This is a genomic window from Paenarthrobacter sp. DKR-5 (genome assembly GCF_018531425.1).
GTDB lineage: Bacteria > Actinomycetota > Actinomycetes > Actinomycetales > Micrococcaceae > DKR-5.
Map to the genome: position 1 here is coordinate 188,813 of NZ_JAHBOI010000005.1, position 22,422 is coordinate 211,234.

Annotated in this window: 21 protein-coding genes; 15 read left to right on the plus strand and 6 right to left on the minus strand. The window is 67.9% G+C overall.

Annotation, left to right across the window (positions count from 1 at the left end; translation table 11 throughout):
- Nucleotide 1: 1 nt before the first annotated feature.
- The 5 genes from uxaC to manD all read left to right on the plus strand — a co-directional run bounded on the left by uxaC (nucleotide 2) and on the right by manD (nucleotide 7,427).
- Entirely contained in the window at nucleotides 2-1,408 is a 1,407-nt protein-coding gene (gene uxaC / locus KIH31_RS12450; protein ID WP_214427457.1) for a glucuronate isomerase, read from the plus strand.
- 95 nt (nucleotides 1,409-1,503) lie between these two features.
- Nucleotides 1,504-2,820, plus strand: coding sequence for a mannitol dehydrogenase family protein (locus KIH31_RS12455; protein WP_374224880.1), 1,317 nt, complete (start codon nucleotides 1,504-1,506; stop codon nucleotides 2,818-2,820).
- A 129-nt stretch (nucleotides 2,821-2,949) separates the two neighbouring features.
- Nucleotides 2,950-4,728, plus strand: a complete 1,779-nt coding sequence (gene uidA, locus KIH31_RS12460) for a beta-glucuronidase (protein WP_214427459.1) — start codon at nucleotides 2,950-2,952, stop codon at nucleotides 4,726-4,728.
- Nucleotides 4,725-6,113 carry a glucuronide transporter gene (gene uidB / locus KIH31_RS12465; protein WP_214427460.1) on the plus strand — a complete coding sequence of 463 codons (1,389 nt, stop codon included), beginning with the start codon at nucleotides 4,725-4,727 and terminating at the stop codon, nucleotides 6,111-6,113. The genes uidA and uidB overlap by 4 nt, the downstream gene beginning before the upstream one ends.
- Nucleotides 6,114-6,197: 84 nt before the next feature.
- Nucleotides 6,198-7,427: a D-mannonate dehydratase ManD gene (gene manD, locus KIH31_RS12470; RefSeq protein ID WP_214427461.1), complete on the plus strand. Its 1,230-nt coding sequence runs from the start codon at nucleotides 6,198-6,200 to the stop codon at nucleotides 7,425-7,427.
- A gap of 105 nt (nucleotides 7,428-7,532) precedes the next feature.
- Here manD and KIH31_RS12475 read toward each other — a convergent pair whose 3' ends face one another.
- The 3 genes from KIH31_RS12475 to KIH31_RS12485 are packed head-to-tail and all read right to left on the minus strand — an operon-like array spanning nucleotide 7,533 to nucleotide 10,235.
- A complete protein-coding gene (locus KIH31_RS12475) occupies nucleotides 7,533-8,615 on the minus strand; it encodes a YbhN family protein (RefSeq protein ID WP_214427462.1) in 1,083 nt (360 codons plus the stop codon).
- Nucleotides 8,596-9,432, minus strand: coding sequence for an ABC transporter permease (locus tag KIH31_RS12480; protein WP_214427463.1), 837 nt, complete (start codon nucleotides 9,430-9,432; stop codon nucleotides 8,596-8,598). Before KIH31_RS12480 ends, KIH31_RS12475 begins: the two co-directional genes overlap by 20 nt.
- On the minus strand, nucleotides 9,429-10,235 hold the full coding sequence (locus KIH31_RS12485) for an ABC transporter ATP-binding protein (RefSeq protein WP_214427464.1): 807 nt from the start codon (nucleotides 10,233-10,235) through the stop codon (nucleotides 9,429-9,431). Before KIH31_RS12485 ends, KIH31_RS12480 begins: the two co-directional genes overlap by 4 nt.
- Nucleotides 10,236-10,332: 97 nt before the next feature.
- Between KIH31_RS12485 and pyrE the strand changes: the two genes are divergently transcribed.
- The gene (gene pyrE / locus KIH31_RS12490) at nucleotides 10,333-10,908 is read left to right on the plus strand and encodes an orotate phosphoribosyltransferase (protein WP_214427465.1); all 576 of its coding nucleotides are present in this window, start codon (nucleotides 10,333-10,335) and stop codon (nucleotides 10,906-10,908) included.
- Nucleotides 10,909-10,939: 31 nt separating this feature from the next.
- On the opposite strand, the gene KIH31_RS12495 is transcribed toward pyrE, so the two are convergent.
- A complete protein-coding gene (locus tag KIH31_RS12495; protein ID WP_214427466.1) occupies nucleotides 10,940-11,737 on the minus strand; it encodes an HAD-IIA family hydrolase in 798 nt (265 codons plus the stop codon).
- A 231-nt stretch (nucleotides 11,738-11,968) separates the two neighbouring features.
- Here KIH31_RS12495 and KIH31_RS12500 point away from each other — a divergent pair, with 231 nt between their 5' ends.
- The 4 genes from KIH31_RS12500 to KIH31_RS12515 all read left to right on the plus strand — a co-directional run bounded on the left by KIH31_RS12500 (nucleotide 11,969) and on the right by KIH31_RS12515 (nucleotide 16,318).
- Nucleotides 11,969-12,628 carry a TrmH family RNA methyltransferase gene (locus KIH31_RS12500; RefSeq protein ID WP_214427467.1) on the plus strand — a complete coding sequence of 220 codons (660 nt, stop codon included), beginning with the start codon at nucleotides 11,969-11,971 and terminating at the stop codon, nucleotides 12,626-12,628.
- A gap of 85 nt (nucleotides 12,629-12,713) precedes the next feature.
- A complete protein-coding gene (locus KIH31_RS12505) occupies nucleotides 12,714-14,690 on the plus strand; it encodes a protease pro-enzyme activation domain-containing protein (protein WP_214427468.1) in 1,977 nt (658 codons plus the stop codon).
- A gap of 170 nt (nucleotides 14,691-14,860) precedes the next feature.
- Nucleotides 14,861-15,880: a class II fructose-bisphosphate aldolase gene (gene fbaA, locus KIH31_RS12510; protein ID WP_214427469.1), complete on the plus strand. Its 1,020-nt coding sequence runs from the start codon at nucleotides 14,861-14,863 to the stop codon at nucleotides 15,878-15,880.
- 12 nt (nucleotides 15,881-15,892) lie between these two features.
- Nucleotides 15,893-16,318, plus strand: coding sequence for a DUF3151 domain-containing protein (locus KIH31_RS12515; RefSeq protein WP_214427470.1), 426 nt, complete (start codon nucleotides 15,893-15,895; stop codon nucleotides 16,316-16,318).
- A gap of 74 nt (nucleotides 16,319-16,392) precedes the next feature.
- Here the strand turns inward: KIH31_RS12515 and KIH31_RS12520 are convergent, their stop codons facing one another.
- Nucleotides 16,393-17,022 carry a hypothetical protein gene (locus KIH31_RS12520; RefSeq protein WP_214427471.1) on the minus strand — a complete coding sequence of 210 codons (630 nt, stop codon included), beginning with the start codon at nucleotides 17,020-17,022 and terminating at the stop codon, nucleotides 16,393-16,395.
- A gap of 185 nt (nucleotides 17,023-17,207) precedes the next feature.
- Here KIH31_RS12520 and KIH31_RS12525 point away from each other — a divergent pair, with 185 nt between their 5' ends.
- Nucleotides 17,208-18,497, plus strand: coding sequence for an adenylosuccinate synthase (locus KIH31_RS12525; protein WP_214427472.1), 1,290 nt, complete (start codon nucleotides 17,208-17,210; stop codon nucleotides 18,495-18,497).
- Between the two features lie 195 nt (nucleotides 18,498-18,692).
- Here KIH31_RS12525 and KIH31_RS12530 read toward each other — a convergent pair whose 3' ends face one another.
- On the minus strand, nucleotides 18,693-19,454 hold the full coding sequence (locus tag KIH31_RS12530) for a hypothetical protein (protein ID WP_214427473.1): 762 nt from the start codon (nucleotides 19,452-19,454) through the stop codon (nucleotides 18,693-18,695).
- A 191-nt stretch (nucleotides 19,455-19,645) separates the two neighbouring features.
- On the opposite strand from KIH31_RS12530, the gene KIH31_RS12535 reads away from it, so the two are divergent.
- From KIH31_RS12535 to KIH31_RS12550, 4 genes are all read left to right on the plus strand, one after another.
- Nucleotides 19,646-20,452 (plus strand): carbon-nitrogen hydrolase family protein, encoded by an 807-nt coding sequence (locus tag KIH31_RS12535; protein WP_214427474.1) that lies wholly within the window; start codon nucleotides 19,646-19,648, stop codon nucleotides 20,450-20,452.
- 166 nt (nucleotides 20,453-20,618) lie between these two features.
- Entirely contained in the window at nucleotides 20,619-21,113 is a 495-nt protein-coding gene (locus tag KIH31_RS12540) for a hypothetical protein (protein ID WP_214427475.1), read from the plus strand.
- A gap of 91 nt (nucleotides 21,114-21,204) precedes the next feature.
- Complete coding sequence (locus tag KIH31_RS12545) at nucleotides 21,205-21,756, plus strand: RNA polymerase sigma factor (RefSeq protein ID WP_214427476.1); 552 nt, start codon at nucleotides 21,205-21,207, stop codon at nucleotides 21,754-21,756.
- Nucleotides 21,753-22,421, plus strand: a complete 669-nt coding sequence (locus KIH31_RS12550; RefSeq protein ID WP_214427477.1) for a hypothetical protein — start codon at nucleotides 21,753-21,755, stop codon at nucleotides 22,419-22,421. Before KIH31_RS12545 ends, KIH31_RS12550 begins: the two co-directional genes overlap by 4 nt.
- The last annotated feature ends 1 nt before the right edge of the window (nucleotide 22,422 follow it).

The following is a 22,422-nucleotide window of genomic DNA, read 5'->3' on the forward strand; positions in this document are numbered from 1 at the left end:
CATGTCAATGTCGATAGCATCCGATCCGAACCGGCTCCTGCCCGCCGAGCCAGGCGTGCGGGCGATTGCCCGTTCGCTGCTGGAACAGGTCCAGGACCTGCCCATCATCTCCCCGCACGGCCATATCGACGCGGACATGCTCCTCCACGACACGCCGTTCCCGGATCCGGCAGCGCTGCTGGTCAGCCCTGACCACTACGTCACGCGCCTGATCCACGCCAGCGGGGTGCCGCTCGACCAGCTCGGCGTTGGCCCGGGAGCCCGCACCGAGCCGCGGACGGTATGGCGCCATTTCTGCGCCGCCTGGCCGCTCTTCGAGGGGACCGCTTCCGGCTACTGGCTTCGCAGCGAGTTCGAGCATGTCTTCGGACTCACGGAAGAGCCCTCGGAAGCCGCAGCGGACGCGTTGTTCGACACGATCAGCGCGCGGCTGAAGGACCCGGGGTTCCGGCCGCGGCAGCTCTTCAAGGACTTCAACATCGAAGTCCTCGCCACCACTGACGATCCACTGGACGACCTTGCCGCCCACGCCGGGCTTGCCGCGGACCCGGCCTTCCAGGGCCGGGTGGTGCCGACCTTCCGCCCGGATGCCTACATCAACGCCCACGCGCCGGGTTTCGCGGACAACGTCACGAGGCTGGTGCAGTCCGCCGGGGACGGCAAATCGGGATACGCCGGCTACGTCACGGCGCTGGAAAACCGGCGCCGCTACTTCATCGACCACGGCGCCGTGTCCGCCGACCACGGCGTGCGCACCCCGCTGACGCTGAAGCTGGACCGTGTTGAGGCCGAAGCGCTGTTCGAGAAGGCTCGCCGCGGGGACGTGAGCGCAGCCGAACGTGACGCCTTCGAAGCCCACATGCTGTACCAGATGGCGCGGATGTCGGTCGAGGACGGCCTGGTGATGACCATTCACCCCGGTTCGTTCCGCAACCACCACCCCGGGACGTTCGAGCGGTTCGGCGCCGACACCGGCCACGACATCCCCTTCGCGGTGAACTACACCGAGGGGATCCGGCCCTTGCTGGCCGATTTCGGCACCGCCAAGGACTTCCACCTGGTCCTCTTCACGTTGGACGAAACAGTGTTCTCCCGCGAACTCGCGCCGCTGGCCGGTTTCTATCCGGCCGTGTACCTGGGAGCGCCGTGGTGGTTCCTCGACGCCCCGGACGCCATGCTGCGCTTCCGCTCGGCAGTGACCGAAACGGCCGGCTTCTCCCGTTCGGCCGGGTTCATCGACGACACCAGGGCCTTCTGCTCCATTCCCGCCCGGCACGACACGTCGCGGCGGATCGAAGCCTCCTTCCTGGCCCGGTTGGTCGCCGAACACCGGATCACCGAGGCCGGCGCCGCCCGGATCATCGTCGACCTGGTCGATGCCTCGCCGCGCAGGGTATTCAAGCTGTGACTGTCCAATCCTCCGGGTCAACGTTCCGGCAGACAACAGCCCCTCGTCCGCTCAACCGGAGCACGTGGGCGGGGCCCGCTCCCGCCCCGGTGCGCATCGTGCATCTCGGTCTCGGGGCGTTCCACCGCGCCCACCAGGCCTGGTACACCCAGCAGTCCGACCCGGACGGGGAATGGGGGATCGCGGCGTTCACCGGCCGGCGGCCGGACGCCGCGCAGGCACTCGCCGCCCAGGATGGACTGTCCACCTTGATTATCCGTTCCGACCGCGGCGATGAATTCCAGGTGCTCACGTCCATCGTCGAAGCCCGCGACGGCGCCGACCTGCACCGCCTGAAGGAACTGCTGGCCTCACCCGCAACGGCGGTGGTCACGTTGACGATCACGGAAGCTGCCTACCATCTGCGCTCGGACCTCAGCCTGGACACCGCTGATCCCGCGGTCGCGGCCGATATCGCCGGCCTCGGCGGGGACGGCTCGGCCCCCGGGCCGTCCACGCCGCTCGGCCGGCTGGTGGCCGGACTGGGTGCCCGCCGGGATGCCGGCGCCGGGCCGGTCGCCGTCGTCTCCTGCGACAACCTCGCTGCCAATGCGGTGGCGGCCCGCAATGCCGTGCTCGGCATCGCCGCCGGCAGCGACCCTTCCCTTGCGGCGTGGATCGGGAGCAACGTCAGTTTTGTCGGGACCTCCGTGGACAGGATCACGCCGCGGACCACCCAGGCCGAGATCGACCTCGTGGCTGAGCGCTGCGGGTTTGCCGATTCCTCACCGGTGGTGACGGAGCCGTTCAGCAACTGGGTCCTGAGCGGCGAGTTCCCTGCGGGGCGCCCTGCGTGGGAACGGGCGGGCGCGGTCTTCGTGGATGACATCGAGCCCTACGAGCTCCGCAAGCTGTGGCTGCTCAACGGCGCCCACTCGCTGCTGGCCTACGCGGGGCTGCAGCGCGGCCATGCGACGGTGGCCGAGGCCCTTGCCGACCCGCGGTGCGCCGCCTGGGTCCAGGAATTGTGGGACGAGGCGGAGCACAACCTTCCTGCGGAGGGTCTGCAGATCCCGCAGTACCGGCAGGCGCTGCTGGAGCGCTTCGGCAACAGCCGGATCGCGCACCACCTGGCTCAGATCGCCGCTGACGGAACGAGCAAGCTGCGTGTGCGCGCCGTGCCTGTCCTGAAGGAGGAGCGGGCCGCGGGCAGGGCCGGGAGCGGCGCCGCCCGGATGATCGCCGCCTGGCTGGGCTATGCGGCGGCCACTTCGGGCCTGCAGGACCCGCAGGCTGCGGGGATTGCCGAGGCCCTGGGCCGTGCGGGCCGGGACCGAACGCGGGCGCTGGTGCGACTCGTCGACGGCGACCTTGCCTCGGACGAGAACCTGCTCGACCTCCTTGAGGAGCTGGCAGGCGGAATCGGCGGCTAGCTTTGGCAACTGTTGGCAACCGGTTGCATCGATTTGCCGGGCTTCCTAGGATGGGTGTAAGCCTCCGGGGCTGCGGCGCATGCATCGCGCGCCGCAGCCCCGCCGCAATGAAGCGATAGGACGAGAAGCATGCTGAAGCCGCAGAACGGCCCCACCCGTGAACTGGTCAACCTCGACGGACTGTACCGGTTCGCCGTCGATTTCGACCGGACAGGCCACGCAGAGCGCTGGTTTGCCCGGCGCCTGGACAGCCGGCTGGAAGCCGCCGTTCCGGCCAGCTTCAACGACCTCTACGCGGATCAGCGGATCCGTGACCACGTGGGCTATGTCTGGTACCAGCGCCAGGTGCAGGTGCCGCGCGGCTGGAACGGGGAGCGCATCCATCTGCGGCTCGATTCGGCCACCCACGCAGCGACCGTCTGGGTCGACGACGTCGAGGTCGCCTCGCACCAAGGAGGATACCTGCCCTTCGAAGCGGATATCACTGACCACGTCGCAGCCGGGGAGCAGTTCCGGCTCACGGTCGCCGTCAGCAATGAGCTGACCCAGGCGAGCATCCCGCCGGGAAGGATCGACGTCGGCGCCGACGGGCGCCGCACCCAGACGTACCTGCACGACTTCTACAACTACGCCGGAATCCACCGCTCCGTCTGGCTTTACAGCACTCCGTCGGAGCACGTCGAGGACGTCACCCTCGTCACCGACATCGAAGCGGATGCCGGGCTCGTCCGTTATGAGGTCATCACTGCCGGGGACGCCACGGGTGCCGTTACCGTCAGGGTCCTGGATGCGGACGGCCGGGAGGTGGCGGCGGCGGCCGACGCAGCCGGCACCGTGCGGATCGAGAACGCCCGGCTGTGGCAGCCGGGCAATGCCTACCTCTACACTTTCGTCGCTGAGATCCGGGCCGACGGCGTCCTCGTGGACAGCTACGAACTCCCCTTCGGTGTGCGGACGGTGGAAGTCAAGGGCCGCAGGTTCCTGATCAACGGCGACCCCTTCTACTTCAAGGGCTTCGGCATGCACGAGGACCACGTCACGGTGGGCAAGGGCCATGGCAACGCCCAGTTGGTGAACGACTTTTCCTTGCTGGACTGGATCGGCGCCAACTCGTTCCGCACGTCCCATTACCCCTATGCGGAAGAGGTGATGGAGTTCGCCGACCGCCATGGGATCGTCATCATCGATGAAACACCGGCGGTGGGATTGAACGGCGCCTTCGCCGGCGTCTTCGGTGGCGGCCCGCGCAGCACCTACGCGGAGGATTTCGTCAACGAGGACACGGCAGCAAGCCACCGGCAGGTCATCAGCGAGCTCGTCGCGCGGGACAAGAACCACCCGTCGGTGGTGCTCTGGAGCATCGCCAACGAGCCGAACTCCTCCGAGGACGGCGCCCGGGCCTACTTCGAGCCACTGGCAGCCCTGACTCGGAAGCTCGACCCCAGCCGCCCCGTCGGCTTCGTCAACGTCATGTTCGACGACTGGGACAAGGACATCATCACCGACCTCTTCGACGTGATCATGCTCAACCGCTACTACGGCTGGTATCTGCAAAACGGTGACCTGGCGGCGGCCGAGGCAGTGCTGGAGCAGGAACTGCTGGGCTGGGACGGCAAGTACGGCAAGCCGATCATCATGACCGAGTATGGTGCGGACACCCTTTCCGGGTTCCATTCGCTTTACAACCAGCCGTGGAGCGAGGAGTACCAGAGCGAGTTCCTGGACATGTACCACCGCGTTTTCGACAGGGTGGAGGCCCTGGTCGGTGAGCAGGTCTGGAATTTCGCCGACTTCCAAACGTCCAACGGCATCATGCGGGTGGACGGCAACAAAAAGGGTGTCTTCACCCGCGACCGGCGGCCCAAGGCGGCCGCGCACAGCCTGCGCCGCCGCTGGTTGAAGCGATGACCGCCACCACGGCCCCGGCCCGGACACGCAACGATGCGCTCAGGCCGCTCTCGAAGGTCAGCATCATCGGCTACGGAGCAGGCGACGCCGCCAACAACCTCGCTTTCACGACGGCGAACATGTTCCTGCTGCTGTACTACACGGATGTCGCCGGAATCAGCGCAGCGGCAGCGGGAACCCTGCTGCTCGTGGTCCGCGTCTTCGACGCATTCTCCGACGTCTTCGCCGGCCGTCTGGTCGACAGGGCGTACAGCAAGCGGTTCGGCAAGTTCCGCCCCTTCATCATGTTCGGGTCCATGCCGCTGCTGCTGCTCAGCGTTGCCAGCTTCTCGATCCCGCAGCTCGGTCAGACCGGGATGCTGATCTGGGCCTACGCGAGCTACACGCTGCTCGGGCTGGCCTACAGTCTCGTCAACATTCCCTATGGCTCGCTTGCCGGTGCCATGACGCAGGTCTCCAGTGAGGGCGCCAAGCTCGCCGGCGCCCGCACTATCGGTGCCGTCGCCGTCGGCTCCTTCCTCGGCATTTTCATTGCACCGCTGATGGTGCACGGCGCCAACCTCCAGCCGCTGTTCACGATGCTGACCGTTGCCTTCGCCGTCGTCGGCGCCGGGCTGTACCTGTTCACGGTCCTGACGGCCAGGGAACGCGTCCAGCGGGATGTCCCCAAGGTGACCCTGAAGCAGAGCCTGGACACACTGAAAGGCAACAAGCCGCTCCTGCTGCTGTGCGTGAGCTCCTTCCTCTTCCTCACCGGCATGCTTGCCGTCAGCACGGTGCAGATCTACTACTTCCGGGACGTGCTGCACGCCCTTCCGCTGTACGCGGCGCTGTCCGTGGTGAACCTCGTCCTCACCTTCGGGATGGGATTCGTGCTTCCGCGCCTGGTGCGAAGCATCGGCAAGAAGAACACCTACCTCGTGGCGAGCGCGGTCGTCGTGCTCGGCGGACTGATCGTTTTCCTCACCCCCGCCTCCCTGGTGCCGCTGGCCTTTGCCGGCGCCGCCATCACCCAGTTCGGCATCCTCACCGTCAACATGCTGGTGTGGGCCCTCGAAGCCGACACGGTCGAGTACGGAGAGTGGAAGACACAGGTGCGCACCGAAGGCATCACCTACGCCCTGTTTTCCTTCACCCGCAAGACCGGCCAGGCGGTAGGAGGTGCGCTCGCCGCGTACGCCCTGGCCTGGGGCGGCTATGCCGCAGGCGCCGGTGGGCAGAGCGAACAGGCCGTCTGGGGCATCCGGGCCGGGGCCGGCCTGCTCCCCGTGGTCTTCACCGGGCTGGCTATGCTCGTCATGATTGCCTACCCGCTGACCGACGCCCGGCACCGCACCATCGTTGACGAAATCGCGGCGCGACGGACCGGGCAGCCCGGCGCTTAGCCCGCACAACCGTGCAGCCCGCACCACCGCTTAGCCGGCACCCCTGACCGAAACCAGCAGACCGCTTCCATTGAAAGGACAACCGTGAAAATCATTGCTGCTGACGTGTTCGTCACCAGTCCGACCCGCAACTTCGTCACGCTCAGGATCACCACCGATGAGGGCGTCACCGGCATCGGGGACGCCACGCTCAACGGCCGTGAGCTGGCGGTGGCCGCCTACCTCAAGGAGCACGTTGCCCAGCTGCTGATCGGGCGCGATCCGCACCGGATCGAGGACACCTGGCAGTTCCTGTACCGCAGCGCCTACTGGCGCCGCGGGCCGGTGACGATGGCGGCGATTGCCGCCGTCGACATGGCTCTGTGGGACATCAAGGGCAAGGTTGCCGGGCTCCCGGTGTACCAGCTCCTCGGGGGCGCCTCCCGCAATGCCCTGCGGGCCTACGGCCACGCCTCCGGCAGCGACATTCCGTCCCTGTTCGATTCGGTCCGCGAGCACCTGGAACTGGGCTACAGGTCCATCCGGATCCAGACCGCCATTCCGGGCATCAAGGCCGTCTACGGGGTCGCAGCGCAGGCCCAGGCCTCGGGGGAGCGCTACGACTACGAGCCCGCCGGCCGCGGCGCCTACCCGCAGGAAGAGGACTGGGACACACGCGCGTACCTGCGCCACCTCCCGACGGTTTTCGAGGCGGTCCGCAACGAGTTCGGCCCGGAACTGCCCCTGCTGCACGACGGCCACCACCGCATGACCCCTATCCAGGCTGCGAAGCTCGGCAAGGCCCTGGAGCCGTACGACCTGTTCTGGCTCGAGGACTGCACGCCGGCGGAGAACCAGGAAGGGCTGCGCCTGGTCCGCCAGCACACCACGACCCCTCTGGCGATCGGGGAAATCTTCAACACCGTTTGGGACTTCCAGGCGCTGATCAAGGAGCAGCTGATCGACTATGTCCGGGCGGCCTCCACCCACTTCGGCGGCATCTCGCCGCTGAAGAAGGTCATGGACTACGCGGCGCAGTACCAGATTAAGTCCGGCTTCCACGGCCCGACCGACATCTCCCCGGTCGGCTTCGCGGCCCAGCTCCACGTGGGCCTGGCGATCCACAACTACGGCATCCAGGAGTACATGCAGCACTCGGAGAAGACGAACACCGTCTTCGAGCAGAGCATGACCTTCAAGGATGGCTACCTGCACCCCGGCGACGCCCCGGGACTGGGCGTGGAGCTGAACGAGGAAGCGGCCGCCTCCTTCCCGTACCAGCAGGCCTACCTGCCCTACAACCGCCTCGCCGACGGGACCATGCACGACTGGTGAGTCCGTCGCGCCGGCCGCGACCGTCACACCACGCGAGCAGTAAGATTCCGCAAAAAGCGCGCGGAATCCATCCTCGCTTTCGGTGTGACGGCTGCGGCCGGATCCTTAGTGGCGGTGCTCGCGTGGCGTGACGGCGGAGCCCGCTCCGGGGTCGGACCCGGAGCCGGCGGCCCTCTGCCGACGGGGGTGCCGGTGCAGCCGGAGGAGCAGGTAGGCGACGCCGGCGAGGGGGATGGGGAGCCAGTATTCCAGCAGCCTCCACCCGATCACGCCCAGCAGGGCTTCGGGCCGGTCCGTGCCGAGCTCCACGAGCACCGGCACGAGCGCTCCTTCGACGATCCCGATGCCGCCGGGTGTCAGCGGAAGCGAGGCCAGGATGCTCGCCAGCCCGTAGGCGGCCAGCAGTGCCGGGACGGAGAGGAATTCGCCGAACGCGGCGAGGACCAGCCACAGCGCGACGGCGTCCAGCAGCCAGTTGGCAAGGGCGAGCAGCGCGGCCAGCCCGAAGGCCCTTGGCCTGAGTTCGAAGAGGTCGAGCTGCCGGGCGAGGCGCCGGACGAACGCCTCCGCGGCGTCCTGCCGGACCACGCGCAGGCGCCGGGCGCCCGCACGGGCAGCGGAAACACCGGCGTCGAGGTGCCGGCGGAGCAGGATTGCTGCGCCGGCCGCCGCGATCAGCAGCACCAGCACGGCCGCCCCGGCCACCTCGATGTAGGCGCCAAGGTGCGGAGCCGGCAAAACCAGGACCACCCCGCCGGCAAAGACGGCACCGAGGGCGAGGTTTGAGCCGACGGACTCCATGGTGGCCGCCGCGAGGGCATCCGGAGGGGAGCATCCGGCGGACACCAGCATCCGGTACCGCACTGCCGCGGCGGATGTGGTTCCGCCGGGCAGGACGTGGACGAGACCTTGATAGCACAGGTCGATCAGCACGAGCGTGCCGTAGCCGGGGCGGTCCTCGGCTGGCAGCATCATCCTGGTCAGGCCGCTGAAGGCGAACCAGGACGCGGCCTCGAAAGCCAGTGCAGTGACCATCAGCGGGGCTGACAGGCCCGCCAGCACGCCGAGTTCGCCCTCCGCCGTGGCCAGCTGCGGCAGTGCGAAGTACTCGGCGATGATGACGGCAGCGAGAATCAGGACGGTGCGGCGCACGCCCTTCGGAATGCGGTCAGCGCGCCAGGCGGCCAAGCAGCGCCGCCGCGATGCCGATCATGGCGACCGCGGACGCGGCCAGCACTGCCAAATCGAGCAGGATGTGCGCGGGGGTGCCGATCAGCAGGCCCCGCAGCGCATCCACTTCGTAGCCCAGGGGGTTGGCCCGGTTCAAGGCCTGCAGCCAGTCCGGCATCAATCCGACCGGGTAGAGCGCGTTCGAGGCAAAGAACAGCGGCATGGTGATGGCCTGCCCGATGCCCATCAACCGTTCCCGGCTCAGGACCAGGCCCGCGATGGTGATCGAGAGGCAGCAGAAGAAGGCTGAACCGAGCACCACGAATCCGGCCGTGCCGAGCAGGAGCAGCGGGTTGGTCGTCAGCCTCACGCCCAGGAGGGCCGCGAGCACGAGGACGACGACAGCCTGAACGAGCGCCCGCATGCCCGAGGCGAAGGCCTTGCCGGCGACGAGCGCGGCCCTCGGCGTCGGGGTGACCAGCAACCGGGCGAGGATGCCGGCGTCGCGGTCCCAGATGATCTGGATGCCGTAGAAGATCGCGACGAACAGGGCGGACTGGGCCAGGATCCCAGGGGTGAGGTAGTCGAGATAGGGGACGTTTCCCGTCGGGATGGCCCGCAGCCGGGTGAAGGTTTCACCGAAGATGAGCAGCCAGAGGGCCGGCTGGATGGCCCGGATGAGCAGCTCGGTGCGGTCATGGGCCATTTTCTGCAGTTCGACCACGCACATGGTCAGGACCCGTGACATGAGGAGGCCGGCCAGCCCGGCCAGGCGGCGCGGCCACGCCGGGGACGCCCCTGCCTGCGGACGGAGGTCGGCGGGAACGCTTGTCATGGTCTGCGCCCGCTGCCGAACCGGCCGTTCGGGCCGGGCGAGCCGAACGATCCGGGCGAGCCGTAGGACTCGCCCGCGACGGCCAGGAAGACGTCGTCGAGCGTGGCTTCGGGGCCGAGGGAGGCCTTGAGGTCGTGAGGTGTGCCCAGACCGTGCACAAGACCGCGGTGCATCAGCGCGACCTCGTCGCAGTGCTGGTCCGCCTCGTCCATGTAGTGGGTGGTGACCAGCACCGTCATCCCGGTGCGGTCCTTGACCTCCCCGATCCTCTCCCACACCGCCGCCCGGCCGCCGGGGTCCAGACCCACCGTGGGCTCGTCGAGGACAAGCAGGCGCGGGGCACTGACGAGCGCCTGCGCCAACTCCAGCCGCCGGATCATCCCGCCTGAAAGCGCGGCCGCGGTCTTCCCTGCCATGTCCAGCAGGCCGACGGACTCCAGCGCGTCGTCGACCGCAACGCGCCGCTGGGCCCGCGGGACGTCGAAGAGCCTCGCGAACAGGGTCACGTTCTCCCGCACCGAGAGGTCCTTGTCGGCGGACGGCTGCTGCGGCACATAGCCGATCAGCCGCCGTGCCTGCAGCTTGTTGCGGGCCACATCGACGCCGAAAACCTCGATCGTGCCAACCTTGGTCGCCAGCAGGGTGGTGATCATGCGGATGACGGTGGTCTTTCCTGCTCCGTTCGGGCCGAGCAGACCGAACACGGTGCCCGCGGCCACCTCCAGATCAACCCCGGCCACAGCCAAGGTCTGTCCGAAGCTGTAGCGGATCCCCCTGCATTTGACCGCCGGAGTCTGCTGCATGGTGCCAGCCTTTCCCCGCCGCCGACGTGGGGCAAGGGGCGAAGGTCCCCGCGCCAGCCGCACCGCAACGTTTGCGGGCGCCCCTAAGATGGAAGCCATGACTTCTGCGCTTGCGTTGCCCGCCGCCCGTGCCCGGTTGCTGGATCTGATCAAGGAGCTCGCGGTGGTGCGCGGGAAGGTGACGCTTTCCAGCGGCGCCGAGGCCGATTACTACATCGACCTGCGCCGGATCACGCTGCACCACGAGGCGTCCCGGCTGGTGGGCCAGGTGATGCTGGCGTTGATCGACGACGCCGGGCTGGACGGCTTCGAAGCCGCCGGCGGACTGACGATGGGGGCGGACCCGGTCGGCACCGCGGTGATGCACGCCGCCGGTGACGCCGGCCGGCCAATCGACTCGTTCGTGGTCCGCAAGGCACAGAAGTCCTACGGCATGGGCCGCCAGGTCGAAGGCCCCGAGGTCCGCGGACGCCGCGTCATCGCCCTGGAAGACACCTCCACCACCGGCGGCTCCGCCCTGACCGCGGTGGAGGCGCTGCGCAAGGCCGGCGCCGACGTCGTCGCCGTCGCCGTCATCGTGGACCGGAACACCGGGGCGAAGGAACGGATCGAGCAGGAAGCCGGCCTGCCGTACCTGTACGCCTTCGGCAAGGACGAGCTCGGCCTCGACTGAGGCGGGTTCCGCCTGGGCGTCGGGTTCGCCGTCAGATCTGAGGGATCAGGTCCGCCACCGAGTTCAGGGTCTGGTTCGGCCGGAACGGGAACCGGCTGATGTGTTCCTGCTGCGTGATGCCGCTGAGCACCAGGACCGTGTGCAGGCCCGCTTCCATGCCGGCAATGATGTCGGTGTCCATCCGGTCCCCGATCATGGCCGTGGTCTCCGAATGTGCCTCGATCTGGTTCATGGCGGAACGGAACATCATCGGGTTCGGCTTGCCGATCGTGTAGGGCTCCCGGTTTGTCGCCTTGCTGATCAGCGCGGCGATGGCGCCGGTGGCCGGCATCGGGCCTTCCTTGGACGGGCCGGTCGGGTCCGGGTTGGTGCTGATGAACCGGGCGCCTTCGAGGATGAGCCGGATTGCCTTGGTGATGGCCTCGAACGAGTAGGTGCGCGTCTCTCCGAGGACCACGTAGTCCGGGTCCTGGTCGGTGAGGATGAAGCCGGACTCGTGCAACGCCGTCGTCAGTCCCGCCTCGCCGATCACGAACGCCCGGCCCCCGGGCATCTGGGCCTTGAGGAACTGGGCGGTGGCCAGCGCGGAGGTCCAGATGTTCTCCTCAGGCACTTCCAGCCCGGAGGACCGCAGACGGGCGGCCAGGTCCCGCGGGGTGAAGATGGAGTTGTTGGTGAGCACCAGGAAACGCTTCGAGGTGTCCACCCAGCGCTGGATGAGCTCCGCGGCGCCGGTGATCGCGTGGTTCTCGTGCACCAGCACGCCGTCCATGTCGGTCAGCCAGCACTCAATGTCAGCCGGGGTCCGGGCACCCTCTACAGCCACCATGTTCTCCTCCGCTCAGCTGTCGTTTGCTGGCCCCAGTCTGCCATCTCCGGCGACGGGTTACAGTGTCGGCCGTTACAGGACCCCCGCCCAACGGCCAGTTGCGGCGGCCTCGACCCGCCGGAGGCCGCCGCAACTGGCCGTTCGGCGGAAGGGGGCGACGGCGCCGCCCGGCGGAAGGGGGCGACGGCGCCGCCCGGCGGAAGGGGGCGACGGCGCCGCTAGGCTTGGGGCGTGAAGAACGAGCCCGCCCCTGCCGCCGATGCCGCCCCCGATCCCGCCCCGGGCGTTGGCGTCGGTCCGTGGGAAGGCCCGCTTCCGGATGGGCCGCAGTGGGATCCGGAACTCCTGGCGCACGGGGACACACGCAACGTGGTGGACGAATACCGGTACTGGCGGCACGACGCGATCGTCGCCGACCTTGATGCGAAGCGGCATTCGTTCCACGTGGCGATCGAGAACTGGCAGCACGACCTGAATATCGGTTCCGTGGTGCGGACAGCCAACGCTTTCATGGCCAAGGAAGTCCACATCATCGGCCGTCGGCGCTGGAACCGGCGCGGGGCCATGGTCACCGACAAGTACCAGCATGTGCGCCACCACCCGAGCGTGGAAGAGTTCGTCGCCTGGGCCCGGGGCGAAGGCCTGACCGTGATCGGGATCGACAACTTCCCCGATTCCGTGCCGCTGGAAACCTACGACCTGCCGGAGAACTGCGTGCTGGTCTTCGGGCAGGAGGGGCCGGGGTTGACCCCGGAGGTGCACGGCGCCGCCGAGGCCACGCTGTCCATCGCCCAGTTCGGGTCCACCCGATCCATCAATGCGTCCGCCGCGGCGGCGATCGCGATGCACGCCTGGGTGCGCCGGCACGTGTTCGGGCAGAAAGTTTCCTGAGGCATCTATAGTCAGATCGGCCTTGGGGCGTTTAGGCTCTGGCGTGTGTGGGCGCAAAGGGCGCCCGCCTAGGGGAAGTCATCTGATGAAGGTCTCAACTTCGCATTCCCGGCGCTTCACGCGCCTGCTGGCGTTTGGCGCATCCCTTGCCTGCGCCGTCGGCCTGACGGCCACCGCAGCCGTCGCAGCCCCGCCGTCACCGCCGCCGTCGAACAACTATCCCGGTTCGGTTCCCCCATGGGCAGGCTCGCGGACCAAGACCGGTACGCCGCTGAGCAACACCACTGTCGAGGGCGAGATCTACCTGAAGCTGCCTGACGCCGGTGCCGCCCAGGCGTTCGCCACCGCCGTCTCGACGCCGGGCAGCCCGGACTACCAGAACTATCTCTCCCCGGAGGAGTGGATCGGCAAGTACGGACCTGCGAAGGCGGACGTGGCCGCGCTGGTCGACTATCTCAAGGCGCAGGGCATGGTGGTGACTTCCGTTCCCGCCAGCGGCCTCTACGTGGTCTTCCGCGGCACGGTCTCGCAGATCAACGCCGCCTTCAGCACCACGGAGCAGACCTACTCCTTCCACGGCACGAACCTGATCGGACCGGCGACGGCGCCGTCCCTGCCGGCGGACCTGGCCGCCCGGGTCTCCGGCATCTCCATCGACCAGGGCCGGCTGCTCACCCGTCCGTCCCTTGCCTCGGCCGACGGCGAGGCGGGCCAGACGCAGCCCACCGGCAAGCCCGTGAGCGCTCCGCCGGTGGCCGCACCCTGCTCCGCTTACTGGGGCCAGCACCAGGCGACGGTCCCGGAGGCCTACGGGAAGACAAGCTTCGGCACGGCCATCTGCGGCTACACCCCGTCCCAGCTGCAGGGCGCCTACGGTGTCACCAGCCCGTCGACGGCGGGCGCCGGCCAGACGGTCGCCATCATCGATGCCTACGCATCCCCGAGCATTGAGTCCGACGCGAACACCTACTCTCAGAACAACGGCGTGCCGGAGTTCAAGGCCGGGCAGTACCAGCAGATTGTCCCGGACTCCCGGATGTTCATGGACCAGGCGATCTGCGGCGAGCCCAGCGGCTGGCAGGGGGAGCAGACGCTCGACGTCGAAGCCGTCCACGGACTGGCGCCGGCTGCCAACATCCTCTACGTCGGAGCCAACAACTGCGGCGCCGGCATCGACGTGGCCATGTCCACGATCCTGGACCAGAAGCTAAGCACGATTGTCAGCAACAGCTACGGCTACGTGGGCGAGGCCGTCTCGCCGAACGCGCTGATGGGCATGCAGAACCTGCACGTGCAGGCGGCCGGCGAAGGCGTGGGTCTGTACTTCTCGAGCGGTGACTACGGCGACGAGAAGGCCTCGCTGGGCTACACGTCCCCTGACTTCCCGGCCAGCTCCCCGTTCGTCACCGCCGTCGGCGGCACCAGCCTGGCGGTCGGCAAGGACAACAACTACCTCTTCGAGACCGGCTGGGGCACCACCCGGGACCAGATCGTGCAGAACGCCGACGGCAGCCTCGGCTACGCGGCCGCCCTGCCCGGGGCGTTCCGCTTCGGCGCCGGCGGCGGCACCAGCGCCGTCTTCGACCAGCCCGCGTACCAGCAGGGCGCCGTCCCGTCCGCGCTCGCCAACGGCCACCGCGTCTCCCCGGACGTGGCCTCGCTCGCGGATCCGTACACCGGGTACCAGGTGGGCATCAGCCCGATCACCAACGACAAGGTGGTCAAGACGGGCTCCTACGAGACGACCCGCTACGGCGGCACCTCGCTGGCCTGCCCGCTGACAGCGGCACAAATGGCGATCGCCCAGTCCGCAACGGGCCACACGGTCGGCTTCGCGAACCCGGCCATCTACCAGGCGGCCCAGTCGGCAGGTTCCGGCGTGCGGGACGTGGCGCCGCAGCCCAGCCCGCAGGCCCTCGTGTTCTCGAGTTCAGTCAGCGGCGCGAGCTACCTGGTCGGCACCGACCAGGACACCTCGCTGACCACGGCTCCGGGCTATGACGACGTGACAGGCCTGGGCAGCATGACGGTCCGGTTCGCCACTGCCGTCGCGGGCGGCTAAGCGCCAGGCCGGGCGTCAGCCGGCGGCACCGCCGCGGCAGAGCCACAGCAGCCGTGAAGCCGGGTCCGGGAACATTTCCCGGGCCCGGCTTCACGTATTCGGTGGAAAGGCGCTCGTGGCTAGGATGTAAGGAGCCACGTAGCTACCACTGCTTTCGATGAGGAGCCAGCATGCCTATCGCAACCCCTGAGAAGTACGCCGAAATGATCGACCGGGCCAAGGCAGGCGGCTACGCCTACCCGGCCGTGAACGTCACCTCCTCCCAGACGCTGAACGCGGCCCTGCAGGGCTTCGCGGACGCCGGGTCGGACGGCATCGTGCAGGTCTCCACCGGTGGCGCGGCCTACTGGTCCGGCGCCTCGACCAAGGACATGGTGGCCGGTTCGCTTGGTTTCGCCGCTTTCGCCCGCGAGGTCGCCAAGAACTACCCGGTGAATGTCGCCCTGCACACCGACCACTGCCCGAAGGACAAGCTGGACGGTTTCGTCCTGCCGCTGCTGGCCGAGTCCGAAGCCGCCGTCAAGCGCGGACAGGACCCGATCTTCAACTCCCACATGTGGGACGGCTCGGCCGAGACGCTGCAGGAGAACCTGCGGATCGCCAAGGACCTGCTGGCCCGCACCGCGGCCGCCAAGATGATCCTCGAGATCGAGATCGGCACTGTCGGCGGCGAAGAGGACGGCGTCGCGAACGAGATCAACGACAAGCTCTACACCACCGTGGAGGACGGTCTTGCCACGGTCGAGGCCCTGGGCTCCGGCGAGAACGGCCGCTACATCACCGCGCTGACCTTCGGCAACGTGCACGGCGTGTACAAGCCGGGCAACGTCAAGCTGCGCCCGGAGATCCTGAAGGAGATCCAGGAGCAGGTCGGTTCCCGGATCGGCAAGAACAGCCCGTTCGACCTGGTGTTCCACGGCGGCTCCGGCTCCTCCCCGCAGGAGATCGCCGACGCCGTCTCCTACGGCGTGATCAAGATGAACATCGACACCGACACCCAGTATGCCTACACCCGCCCGGTCGTGGACCACATGTTCCGCAACTACGACGGCGTGCTGAAGGTGGACGGCGAGGTCGGCAACAAGAAGACCTACGACCCGCGCGTCTGGGGCGCCGCGGCCGAGAAGGGACTCGCCGCCCGCCTCGTCCAGGCTGCCCAGGAACTTGGTTCCGCCGGCAAGACCTTCTAGGAGGCACCCCTGATGTCCGACGAATTCAGGCCGCGCAACCTGCTGGGCCCGGAGCCGACTCTCCTGCCGGACGAGCCGGAGGTCTACCGTGGGCTCGCGACGGGCCACGAGGCCGTGGACCTGGCCGCGCAGCACCCGACGTCCTCGCTCCTGTGGGCCATCCTGGCCGACGAGGCGTTCGCCGAGGGCCGGACCATCGAGTCCTACGCCTACGCGCGCACCGGATACCACCGGGGCCTGGACGCGCTGCGCCGCAACGGCTGGCGCGGGGCGGGTCCGGTGCCGTACTCGCATGAACCGAACCAGGGCTTCCTGCGGGCGCTGTACGCGCTGGGCCGCGCTGCGGCTGCCATCGGTGAAACCGACGAAGCGGCTCGTGTGGAGGAGTTCCTGCGGGAATCCGATCCCGCCGCGAAGGCGGAAATCGAGAAGAGCTAGCGGGGGTTTCCCCGACGCAGCGTGCCCCCGGTCCTCGGACCGGGGGCACGTTGCGTTTATGGCGCTGGCCCGGTTCAGTGCCGGATCGTGGTGACGAGGGTGGCGATGGACGGCGCCGGGGGAGCTGAGCCGAAGCCAAATGTCACAGGGGGCAGGACGGGCCGCAGGCCGCCCAGCTCCTCCCCGTCCCAGGACGCGCACAGCCCGGTGAGGCGGCGCAGGTCGGTGACGCCGTAGAACTCGCGGCGCCCCCCGCCTGCCGAGCCCGCCGTGCGCAGCCGCGCCAGCCTGGCCAAGGGATCGAGCGCCCCCAGCCACAGCGGGCTGGTTCCGAGGCGCCGCGGCACGGCGCGCAGCAGATGGCCCAAAGGCGCGCGGGCCCCGATGCCAGCGGAGAGGGAAAGCGGGCCGGCGGTGACCGTGAGTTCCCGCGGTGACAGGTCCGCGCGCACCGGGGCGATGAGCACCTCATCGAAGGTGTAGGTCGCGCGCACGTAGGCGGCGACGTCGTCGTTCGGGGCAAGCAGGACCCGACGGCCGTCCGGGTGCTGAACCATCACATCCGTGAATCCGCCCAGCGGCGAGGACTGCCAGTGCCCGACGACGATCCGGATACCGGCACCGGTGCCCATGCCGGCGATGTAGCCGCGGAACCGGTCCGGCGGCGGATTGTGCTGTGCTGGCCTGCGTTGCGGGAGGATCATGCGGCCAATCTACCCGGGGCTCCGCGCCCGGAAAGTCGCGCCGCTGTGCCCGCTCGGGTAATCTTGGCTGGTAAGAGCCCCTTCGCGCGATGAGCTTCTTACGCTGTGCACGAGGGGCGTTTTTGTGTCCGGCAGCCGCTGGACAGCCGGTGAACGCCGGTCACATGAGCAAGGGGGAGGATCCCATGCCAGCAATTGTCATTGTCGGAGCCCAGTGGGGCGACGAGGGTAAGGGCAAGGCCACCGACCTGCTCGGTGGCCGCGTTGACTACGTCGTCAAGCCCAACGGCGGCAACAACGCCGGCCACACCGTCGTCGTCGGCGGCGAGAAGTACGAGCTGAAGCTCCTTCCCGCCGGCATTCTCAGCCCCAACGTGGTCCCGATCATCGGCAACGGTGTGGTGGTCAACCTCGAGGCCCTGTTCGAGGAGATCGACGGCCTGAACGCGCGCGGCGCGGACACGTCCAGGCTGCTGGTTTCCGCGAACGCGCACCTTGTAGCTCCGTACCACCAGGTGCTGGACAAGGTGACCGAACGGTTCCTCGGCAAGCGCGCCATCGGCACCACCGGCCGCGGCATCGGCCCGGCCTACATGGACAAGGTGGCCCGGCTGGGCATCCGCGTGCAGGACATCTTCGACGAGTCGATTCTGCGGCAGAAGGTCGAGGGCTCGCTGCGGCAGAAGAACGAACTGCTGGTCAAGGTGTACAACCGCCGCGCGGTCGACGTCGAGGAAATCGTCGAGTACTTCCTGGGCTTCGCCGAGCGGCTCGCGCCGATGGTGGTCGACTCCACCTATGTGCTGAACAAGGCCCTGGACGAGGGCAAGGTCGTGCTGATGGAAGGTGGCCAGGCGACCTTCCTGGACGTGGACCACGGCACCTACCCCTTCGTGACCTCCTCCAACCCGACGGCGGGCGGATCCTCCGTCGGCTCCGGCATCGGACCGACCCGCATTTCCCGCGTGGTGGGCATCATCAAGGCCTACACCACGCGCGTTGGCGCAGGGCCGTTCCCGACCGAACTGTTCGACGAGATGGGGGAGTACCTGCAGAAGACGGGCGGCGAATTCGGCGTCAATACGGGCCGGCCCCGCCGCTGCGGCTGGTACGACGCGCTGCTGGCACGGCATGCCTCCCGCGTGAACGGCTTCACCGACTACTTCCTCACGAAGCTGGATGTGCTCACCGGCATCGAGCGGATCCCGGTCTGCGTGGCCTACGACGTCGACGGCGTCCGGCACGATGAGATGCCGATGACGCAGACCGAGTTCCACCACGCCAAGCCGATCTTCGAGTACTTCGACGGCTGGACCGAGGACATTTCGAGCGCCAAGACGATCGAGGACCTTCCGGCGAACGCGCAGACCTATGTCCGGGCGCTTGAGCGGCTCTCCGGCACCCGTTTCTCCGCGATCGGCGTCGGCCCGGACCGGGACCAGACCATCGTGGTCAACGACCTGATCCTCGACTAGGTCCGGCACTGCCGGCCCGCAGCAGGTGCTGCCGGCCCGCTCGCGACTTTGCAGATCATGCCGCCTCCTGGACCCGGGAGGCGTCATGATCTGTACATCCGCGCAGGACGCGGAGGAGGGCCCGGAGCGCGTGCGCCCCGGACCCTCCGAATCAATGCCGCACATCAGTCCAATGCGGGGTATGGATGCTGCGTTTTAGTACCGGTGTGCGCCGGCCTCATCCGCATCCGACTCCGGCATCAGCTGCTGGGCGGCGCCGCGGATCTGGTCGGCGGCCGGCGGAGCGGCCTGCGCGTGGGCCTTGATCAGCGGAGCTTCTTCCTCCGCCTTGTTCAGGTACCGCTCCCACCGCTGGGACATCGGCTTGATCAGGCCGCCACCCACGCCGACCACGACGACGCCGACAAGGGCAGTCAGGACAGCGATCAGGATCGGTGTGGTGACCGTGGTGGCGATGTCCACCTGGTTCAGCGCGGCGATGATGCCAAGGCCGAGGATGAAGATGCTGGCGATGTTGGCCAGCGTCCGGCCGTAGGACAGGCCGCCGAGCGAGCCTTGGATCAGGGTCTTGACCGCGGCGGCGATGGCGGCGCTGATCACCACGATGATGATGGCGACGACGATCTTGGGCAGGAAGGCGATGATTGCCGCCAGCAGCGTGCTGACAGGGTTCGGGCCGAAGACGCCGAAGGCGAACTGCAGCACGAACAGGACCAGCGCGTAGTAAATGATCTTGGAGACGATGTCGCTCGCATCGAGTGCGGAGTTGGCCAGAGCCTTCTTGATGCCGCCGCGTTCAACAGCGCGGTCGAAGCCGACCCGGTGCAGCAACTCGGAGAGGGCTTTGGCGATCGCCTTTGCGACGATCAGGCCGACAATCAGGATGACAAGGAACAACAGGAACTGAGGGATAAAGGCGACCACAACCGCCAAACCGCTCTTGAGGGTGTCGAGCATTGAAACCTCCGGTTGCGTTCTCGGATAAAGGTCCTCGAAGGGACCATGTCAAATCTGCTAAGCATGCTTACCGAAATTTAGTAAACATGGTTGAGTAACAAATCGCAAGCATGCTTATGGATTGTTGCAATATGGTGCCGGCCGGCGCCCGGGCGGTAGCGTGAAGCAGAACCCGAAACGAAGGAGCAGCCATGAAGGTCAGTGTCGGCCAGTTCGGACCGGGCGGAGACGTTGCGGAAAACCTCGCCACCATGCGGCGCCTGGCCTCGGACGCCAGGGCCGAGGGTGCGGAGCTGGTCGTCTTCCCGGAGGAATCGATGTTCACGGTCGGCAAGGTCGAAGGAAGCCTCGCCGCCGCCGTCGAGCGGGACTGGTCCACCTTCGTGCAGCAGCTGTCCTTCATCGCCGCGGAACTTCAAATCGCCGTCGTTGCCGGCGGTTATGAGACAAGCGGCGAGGAGCGCCCCTACAACACGCTCGTCATCGTCGATGCGAGCGGCCGGATCGTGGAGACCTACCGCAAGCTGCATCTCTATGACGCGTTCAGCTACCAGGAGTCCAAGCGGATCAAGCCCGGGGACCACAACGTGAAGGTGGTGGCGCTGGGTGGTCTGCACGTCGGCGTCATGACCTGCTACGACCTGCGCTTCCCCGAAGTCGCGCGGGCCCTCGCGGAGCAGGGAGCGGACCTCATCTGCGTGCCCGCCGCCTGGTTCAAAGGGGACCACAAGATCGACCACTGGGAGACTCTGCTCAAGGCCCGCGCCATCGAGAACACCTGCTGGGTGGCCGCCGCCGGAACCTCCAGCGCGCACACCGTGGGCCACTCGGCCATCATCAACCCGATGGGCGTCCCGCAGGACTTCCTATCCGACGAGCCGGAGGGCATCGTGACGGTCGACGTCACAACCCGCCGCATTGCCGAGGTACGCGAATTCCTGCCGGTGCTCAAGAATCGCCGCCTGGTCAGCAGCCGCCAGATCCTGCCCGCGCACTGAGCATCCTGCCCGCGGACTGAGCATCACGTCCCTCCCGAAAAAGTTTTTCGGTCCCGCGTAACCTTTCCGGACCCGCCGGCGATTACTTGGTTGTAAGCGTCGGGTTGGAACCTGTCCCCCATCAGGTTCCAGCCCGGCCTACGGACAACCAAAGGATGTTTTTTTAATGAAGAGTGTTAGCAAGACCACCAAGACTGTCATCGGTGTCGCCATTCTGGCGGCCGGAGGGTTCTCCGGCATCGGCCTGGCCAACGCGGCCCAGGAATCCAGCACCCAGAGCGCCTCGGTGACCCCCGCTACGCCCGCTGTTCCGGCGGTCCCGGCCACCCCGTCCGCTTCGATTCCGGCGACGCCGGCCGTTCCGGCTGTGCCCTCGGTTCCGACCGCGCCGGCGGCCAAGGCTTCTGCCAAGGCTTCCGCGGATGCAACCGCCAAGGCTTCCTCGGATGACGAGAAGGCGACCGCCGACACCGAGTCCAGCGCCGACGCCAAGGCGGGCGTCGACGGCAGCAAGGTGTCCGCTGAAGCCAACGTGAACGGCGCCGCCCACGCTGCCGTGACCCCGGCGATCCCCGCCGTTCCGGCCAAGACCGGCGCCCCGGCTCTCCCGGCCGTTCCCGCTGTTCCGAACGCCCCGAAGCTTCCGCAGCTGGGCAAGTAAGCTCCGCGCGACCTTCTGAGCGTCAGGCTGTTGGTGTGCGGCGGTTAGACTTGTACCCGCCGCACACCGGCAGCAACGGAAGGACAGCTACTTGGCAGTACAGCTGACCGACGGTGAATTGTCAGCAGCTCTGGCCGGGGATCCCTCCGGCTTCAGCGCCGTCTACGCGACCACCGCTCCCGCCGTTCTCGGATACTTCCGGGCGCGGGGAGCGGACGACGCCGAGGCCCTCACCCAGGACGTGTTCGTCGACATTCTTCCGAAGCTCGGATCAGTGACCGGCGGGGAAAAGGGCCTGCGGACCTTCATATTTTCGGTGGCACACGCCCGGCTGGTGGACCACCACAGGCGGCGTGAAAGAACGCCGCAGCTAAGCGAATACGATCCGCTGGGAGACAGCAGAGTCTCCAGCTCCGCCGAGGACCAGGCCCTCGAATCGCTCGGCGCGGGAGTCACCGACATGCTCCACCAGCTCAACGACGAGCAGCGGGAAGTGATCGTGCTGCGGATCGTCGCGGACCTGGCGATCGAACAGGTCGCCGAGATCATGGGCAAATCCACAGGGGCCATCAAACAACTTCAACGCCGCGGGCTTCTCGCCTTGCGCGAACTCGTGACGGCAAAGGACTACTCGTCATCATGACACCCGACCAGAACCGCGAGACGGACGAGCGCATCCTCGAGATGCTGCACGAGTCCGACCTTGAGGATGATGCCGCCCTGGCGGCCTCCCTTCGCGACCTGCGTGCCCTGGGCCAGCAGGAGGCGCCCGAGCCGTCCGCAGAGCTCGCCGCGCTCCTCACCCCCGGTGTCAGCAGCCTCGAGCGCAAGCGCTGGAGCCGCCGCCACCGCACCGCCGTCGTCAGCGTCGCCGTGGTCGGTGCGATGGGCCTGGGCGCCGGAGCTGTGGCCGCGGCCAATCCGGACTTCCGCGATTCCGTCAGCAAGACCGTCTCGGTCCTGTTGCGCCCTTCCGCCGAGCAATCCCAGCCGCCAGCCGTGAAGGCTCCCGCCAGCCACGAGCCCTCGGCCATCCCCGCGGTACCGGGCACGGGCAGCCAACTTCCTGTGCCCGCTCCAACAGCCACCGCAGAGAGCCGCGGGTCCGCAGCCGCGCCGGGCGCCGCCGTCGAACGCCCCAAGCAGTTGCCCGCTCCGGCGTCGCCCACCGCGACGCCGACCGAGCCGGGCAAGAGCAGCTCCGTGCCAGGCCGGATCCCTGGTGGCGACCAGCTGCCTGCCATTCCGCTTCCGCCCCGGCCGAGCCTGCCCGTCGTTCTCCCGCAGCCGGTTCCCGGCGGCAAATAGA

What these genes read in the sequence shown, in the direction of transcription:
- uxaC (WP_214427457.1), top strand. Translation starts at nt 2, where the DNA reads ATGTCAATGTCGATAGCATCCGATCCGAACCGGCTCCTGCCCGCCGAG.
- uidA (WP_214427459.1), top strand. Translation starts at nt 2,950, where the DNA reads ATGCTGAAGCCGCAGAACGGCCCCACCCGTGAACTGGTCAACCTCGAC.
- uidB (WP_214427460.1), top strand. Translation starts at nt 4,725, where the DNA reads ATGACCGCCACCACGGCCCCGGCCCGGACACGCAACGATGCGCTCAGG.
- KIH31_RS12480 (WP_214427463.1), bottom strand. Translation starts at nt 9,432, where the DNA reads ATGACAAGCGTTCCCGCCGACCTCCGTCCGCAGGCAGGGGCGTCCCCG.
- KIH31_RS12485 (WP_214427464.1), bottom strand. Translation starts at nt 10,235, where the DNA reads ATGCAGCAGACTCCGGCGGTCAAATGCAGGGGGATCCGCTACAGCTTC.
- pyrE (WP_214427465.1), top strand. Translation starts at nt 10,333, where the DNA reads ATGACTTCTGCGCTTGCGTTGCCCGCCGCCCGTGCCCGGTTGCTGGAT.
- KIH31_RS12495 (WP_214427466.1), bottom strand. Translation starts at nt 11,737, where the DNA reads ATGGTGGCTGTAGAGGGTGCCCGGACCCCGGCTGACATTGAGTGCTGG.
- KIH31_RS12505 (WP_214427468.1), top strand. Translation starts at nt 12,714, where the DNA reads ATGAAGGTCTCAACTTCGCATTCCCGGCGCTTCACGCGCCTGCTGGCG.
- fbaA (WP_214427469.1), top strand. Translation starts at nt 14,861, where the DNA reads ATGCCTATCGCAACCCCTGAGAAGTACGCCGAAATGATCGACCGGGCC.
- KIH31_RS12515 (WP_214427470.1), top strand. Translation starts at nt 15,893, where the DNA reads ATGTCCGACGAATTCAGGCCGCGCAACCTGCTGGGCCCGGAGCCGACT.
- KIH31_RS12520 (WP_214427471.1), bottom strand. Translation starts at nt 17,022, where the DNA reads ATGATCCTCCCGCAACGCAGGCCAGCACAGCACAATCCGCCGCCGGAC.
- KIH31_RS12525 (WP_214427472.1), top strand. Translation starts at nt 17,208, where the DNA reads ATGCCAGCAATTGTCATTGTCGGAGCCCAGTGGGGCGACGAGGGTAAG.
- KIH31_RS12530 (WP_214427473.1), bottom strand. Translation starts at nt 19,454, where the DNA reads ATGCTCGACACCCTCAAGAGCGGTTTGGCGGTTGTGGTCGCCTTTATC.
- KIH31_RS12535 (WP_214427474.1), top strand. Translation starts at nt 19,646, where the DNA reads ATGAAGGTCAGTGTCGGCCAGTTCGGACCGGGCGGAGACGTTGCGGAA.
- KIH31_RS12540 (WP_214427475.1), top strand. Translation starts at nt 20,619, where the DNA reads ATGAAGAGTGTTAGCAAGACCACCAAGACTGTCATCGGTGTCGCCATT.
- KIH31_RS12550 (WP_214427477.1), top strand. Translation starts at nt 21,753, where the DNA reads ATGACACCCGACCAGAACCGCGAGACGGACGAGCGCATCCTCGAGATG.